At 69.9% G+C, this 4,410-nt stretch carries 4 protein-coding genes and 1 riboswitch; of the genes, 1 reads left to right on the top strand and 3 read right to left on the bottom strand.

The genetic code is table 11. The annotated features are described in order from the left end of the window. The 3 genes from H0U68_RS05340 to H0U68_RS05330 form a co-directional block, all read right to left on the bottom strand. Positions 1 to 1,404 (bottom strand): PAS domain-containing hybrid sensor histidine kinase/response regulator (locus H0U68_RS05340; RefSeq protein ID WP_296353406.1); only part of this gene is annotated, 1,404 nt, incomplete at its 3' end. Positions 1,405 to 1,479: 75 nt separating this feature from the next. Beyond that, complete coding sequence (gene ribB, locus H0U68_RS05335; protein ID WP_296353404.1) at positions 1,480 to 2,130, bottom strand: 3,4-dihydroxy-2-butanone-4-phosphate synthase; 651 nt, start codon at positions 2,128 to 2,130, stop codon at positions 1,480 to 1,482. A gap of 108 nt (positions 2,131 to 2,238) precedes the next feature. Further along, a riboswitch (FMN riboswitch) is annotated at positions 2,239 to 2,419 on the bottom strand. Between the two features lie 66 nt (positions 2,420 to 2,485). After that, a complete protein-coding gene (locus H0U68_RS05330) occupies positions 2,486 to 3,364 on the bottom strand; it encodes an MBL fold metallo-hydrolase (RefSeq protein WP_296353402.1) in 879 nt (292 codons plus the stop codon). Positions 3,365 to 3,472: 108 nt separating this feature from the next. Between H0U68_RS05330 and H0U68_RS05325 the strand changes: the two genes are divergently transcribed. Then, positions 3,473 to 4,372 carry a LysR family transcriptional regulator gene (locus H0U68_RS05325; protein WP_296353400.1) on the top strand — a complete coding sequence of 300 codons (900 nt, stop codon included), beginning with the start codon at positions 3,473 to 3,475 and terminating at the stop codon, positions 4,370 to 4,372. Positions 4,373 to 4,410: the final 38 nt, after the last annotated feature.

Here is a 4,410-nt window from a genome sequence, read left to right as displayed (position 1 = left end):
GCCGGTGCCGCCGAACTTGCGCGTGGTGGAGGTGTCGGCCTGGCTGAAGCTCTGGAACAGGCGCGCGCTCTGCTCGGGCGTCAAGCCGATGCCGGTGTCCTGCACGCGGAAATGCAGCAGCACCTCGCGCTCGGTGCAATGGCTGGCGCGCACCGAAATGCGGATCTCGCCCTGCTCGGTGAACTTGACCGCGTTGTTGGCGTAATTGAGCAGGATCTGCCCCACCCGCAGCGGGTCGCCCACCAGGCGACGCGGCACGTCGGGCGCGACCTCAAATACCAGTTCCAGCCCCTTCGCGTGGCACTTCTCGGCGATCAGGTTGCCGGTGCTGTCCAGCACCCTGGCGAGTTCGAACTCGGTGGTCTCCAGGTCCAGCTTGCCGGCTTCCACCTTGGAGAAGTCCAGGATGTCGTTGACCACGCCCAGCAGGTGCTGGCCGGCCGACTCCACCTTCAGGATGTAGTCGCGCTGGCGCGGCGTGAGCGCGGTCTTCAGGGCCAGGTGCGACAGGCCGATGATGGCGTTCATCGGCGTGCGGATCTCGTGGCTCATGTTGGCCAGGAAGTCCGACTTCATGCGGGTGGCTTCCTCGGCCGCTTCCTTGGCCTGGCGCACCTCGTCCTCGGTCTGCTTGCGCGCGGTGATGTCGCGCGCGATGCCCAGGATGCCGATCAGCCGGCCGTCGGAGTCGCGCAGCGGCGTGCGCACCGTTTCGTGCAGCACGCGGCGGCCATCGGAATACTGGACCCAGTTCTCGTGGGTCGACCGCTGCGGGTTGGCGCGCATCTGGTCATCCAGCGCTTCGACCCAGTCGGCGACTTCCGGAGTGGGCGCGATGTCGCGCGGCTTCCTGCCGACGACCGCCTCCACCGAGCGGCCCACCATTTCGACGAACGCCTGATTGCACCCCAGGTACACGCCGTGCATGTCGCGGTAGGAGATCGGGTCGGGGATCGAGTCGACCACGGCGGTCAGCGTGGCGCGGTGCGCCTCGAAGCCCAGCTCGGCGCGGCGCTGCTCGGTGATGTCCTTGACCGCGCAGATGTACATGGCGCTGTTGCCGTACTCGGCCAGGTGCGCGGTGATCTCGACGTCGCGCACGCTGCCGTCCTTGCGGCGGTGCTGCGACTTGAAGCTGGCCGGACCGCCGTTGGCGCGGATTCGCTCCGAAATGGCATGCGCATCCTCGGCATGAAAGCCCACGGCGACCTGGTTCAAGCGCAGCGCGAGCAGTTCGTCGCGCGCATAGCCCAGGTCCCGGCACGCCGCCGGATTGGCATAGGTGATGCATCCGCTCTCGCGGTCCACCCAGAACATCGGACCGGAGTTCTCCAGCACCAGCCGCAGAAAGGCTGGATCGTCCGCAGCATGCGCGGGGAATGGCGGGGCGGGCGGCGGTGTCATGGCAGAAGACGGTTTGGCACCCCCCCATGAAACCACCGCGCGGCCCGCGCCAGCTAAGCAAAATTCTTAGCGAGGCTAGGAATTTTGCGCCGCGCGCCACGCGCGGATCGCCTCGACCGTAGTGCACAGCAGGCCATGGCTCTCGGCGAAGGCCGCCACCTGGGCGCCGCGCGCCATGCTGCCGTCGGGATTCATCAGCTCGCACAGCACGCCGGCGGGCGCGCGGTCGGCCAGCACCGCGAGGTCCACCGCCGCTTCGGTGTGGCCCTGGCGTTCCAGCACGCCGCCGGGCCGCGCGATCAGCGGGAACACGTGGCCCGGGCTGACGATCTCGCTGCGCTCCAGCGTGGAGCGCAGCGCGCAGCGGATGGTCTGCACGCGGTCGGCGGCCGACACGCCGGTGCTGACGCCGAACGCCGCCTCGATCGACTGGGTGAAGGCGGTGGCGTAGCGCGAGCGGTTGACCTCCACCATCGGCCGCAGGCGCAGCGCATCGGCCTGGCCGGGGTGGATGCACAGGCAGACGATGCCGCTGCCCTCGCGGATCAGCATCGCCATGACTTCGGGCGTGACCAGGTCCGCGGCGCAGATCAGGTCGGCCTCGTTCTCGCGGTCGTCATCGTCCAGCACGAGCACGGGCCGGCCGGCGCGGATCGCGTCGAGGACATCGGGGATGGGTGCCAGCGCGATCCCCTGCGCGGCGGGTGAGGAAGGGACAGAGATCATGAAACGCTCCTGTTTGGTTGAACAAAAACGCTTCAAGGCAGCAAGAAACGCCCGCACGCCGGCGCTTGCGCGCGGAGGCACGGACACATCGCGGCGCCTTGCGGTGCCGCGAATCTTCTTTCATCCGGACTGTGAGGAAGCTGGCGCTTCCCGGACCGTCGGCCCCAGCATTGGACTGGGTCTGCTGACCCCGGGCGCGTTGCGGTGCCCGGGCGCTTGCGGGCTCGCGGCAGGGAGATCCCCGCCGCCTACCGCCGGTGGGGAATTTCACCCCGCCCTGAAGACCGGTCGATGATAGGCCAGGGCCTAAGACGCTGCAGCAGGCAGGGTCTCGGCCGCGACCGCCGTTCGCTGGCTAGAGCAGGGCGGGCGACCAGATTTCCTTGACCAGCGCATAGCCTTCGCGCGCGCGCTCCACGTGCACGAAGTTGGGCGTATTCAAATGCATGCCGCCGATCAGCAGCCGGTCGGCGCAGGCACGGTCCAGCAGCTGCCTGCGCACCTTGGCCGCCTGGGCTGCGTCGCTGTCGAAAGCGATGGTGATCTCCGGGCGCGCGGCCTGCAGGTCGGGGAAGTGCACGATGTCGCCCCAGACCAGCAGCGCTTCGCCGTCGGACTCGATCAGGTAGCCGGTGTGGCCCGCCGTGTGGCCGGGCAGCGGCACCGCGGTGATGCCCGGAACCACCGCTTCGCCGCGGAAGGGCCGCAGCCGGCCGTCGTAGGCGGCAAGAGCGTTGCGGGCGATGTCGAAGAACGGGCGGAAGCCGTCGGGCGACTGGCCGCGGATGGCATCGTCCTGCCAGAACGCGAGTTCGGCTTCGTGCAGATACAGCGCCTGCACGTTGGGAAAGCGGGGCGCGGCACCGGGGCCGGCCAGGCCGCCCACGTGGTCCGGGTGCGCATGCGTGAGCAGCACGGTGTCCACGTCGGCGGGGTCGACACCCGCGGCCGCAAGCGCCACCGGCAGCCGGCCGCCCCAGCCGTTGTAGCCGCCCGCGCCGCTGTCGATCAGGATGGTGCGCGTGGCGTCCTGCACCACGTAGGTGTTGATGTTCATGCGCGGCAGCGGCGGCGCGCCGGCGGCACGCAGGACGTCTTCGGCGCTTGCCGCGTCGATGCCGCTCAGAAGCTCGAACGAGATATCCAGGTAGCCATCGCTCACGCAGGTGACGGTGAAGTCGCCGACGCGGCGGCGGTTCAGGCCGGGGGCCTGGTATTTCGGGGCGGTGCGCATTGTTGTTTCCGGCGTTGAAAAGGTGGCGCATTCTTTCGCCGCATGCGTTTGTCCGCCAGCCCGCTGGCTGTTAAAAGGGCATGAACCGCGCGGCATCAATCGCGACCCATGAACCCGACCCACTTCGCCTTGCTCCACGCGTTCGCCCAGGTGGCGCGCCACCACAGCTTCAGCCGCGCGGCGCAGGCGGCCGGCGTCACGCCGACGGCGCTGTCGAAGTCGGTGCGCCGGCTGGAGGCGCAGCTGGGTGTGCGGCTGCTGAATCGCACCACGCGCGCGGTGCAACTCACGGCCGAAGGCGCGCTGCTGCTGGAGCAGGTCGCGCCGGCGCTGTCGGCCATCGACGGCGCGGTCGCGGCGCTCGCCAGCGGCGACAAGGAGGTGCGCGGCGAGCTGCGGCTGACGGTCCCGACGGTGGCCTATTCGATGCTGATCGAGCCTCACCTGGGCGCCTTCATGCGGCGCTACCCGCAGCTGCGGCTGGAGGTTTCGGTGGACGACGGGCTGCGCGACATCGTCGCCGACGGTTTCGATGCCGGCGTGCGGCTCGGCGAGCGCCTGGCGCTGGACATGGTGGCCACGCCGCTGCTGCGCAGCGAGCGGATGGCGGTGGTGGCGGCGCCCGCTTACCTGCAGGGCCGCCCGCCGGTCGCATCGCCCGCGGACCTGCTGGCGCACGACTGCATTCGCCTGCGGCTGAAGACCACGCGCGCGCTGTATCCGTGGACGCTGGCCGTCGACGGCCACCCGTTGGAGATGGAGGTGAAGGGCCGGCTGGTGGTGGACAGCATGCCGGCGGTGGTGGCGGCCGCGATCGCCGGCTGCGGCGTGGCCTGCACCTTCGAGCGGCTGGCCACCGGCGCGATCGCCGAAGGGCGGCTCGTGCGCCTGCTGCCCACGCATGGCGCCGAGGTCCCGGGCTGGTTCGTCTACTTCCCGAGCCGCCTGCACATGGCGGCGCGGATGCGGGCGTTCATCGATTTCTTCCGCGCCGCGAACGAGCGGTAGCCGCGGTGCGCATGCGCGGCGCGGACGCGGTCTTCAGC

The organism is Ramlibacter sp. (assembly GCF_013697775.1).
Lineage (GTDB): Bacteria > Pseudomonadota > Gammaproteobacteria > Burkholderiales > Burkholderiaceae_C > Ramlibacter.
Note: the sequence above shows the minus strand (reverse complement) of the source record. Positions and strands in the feature narration are given on the sequence as shown.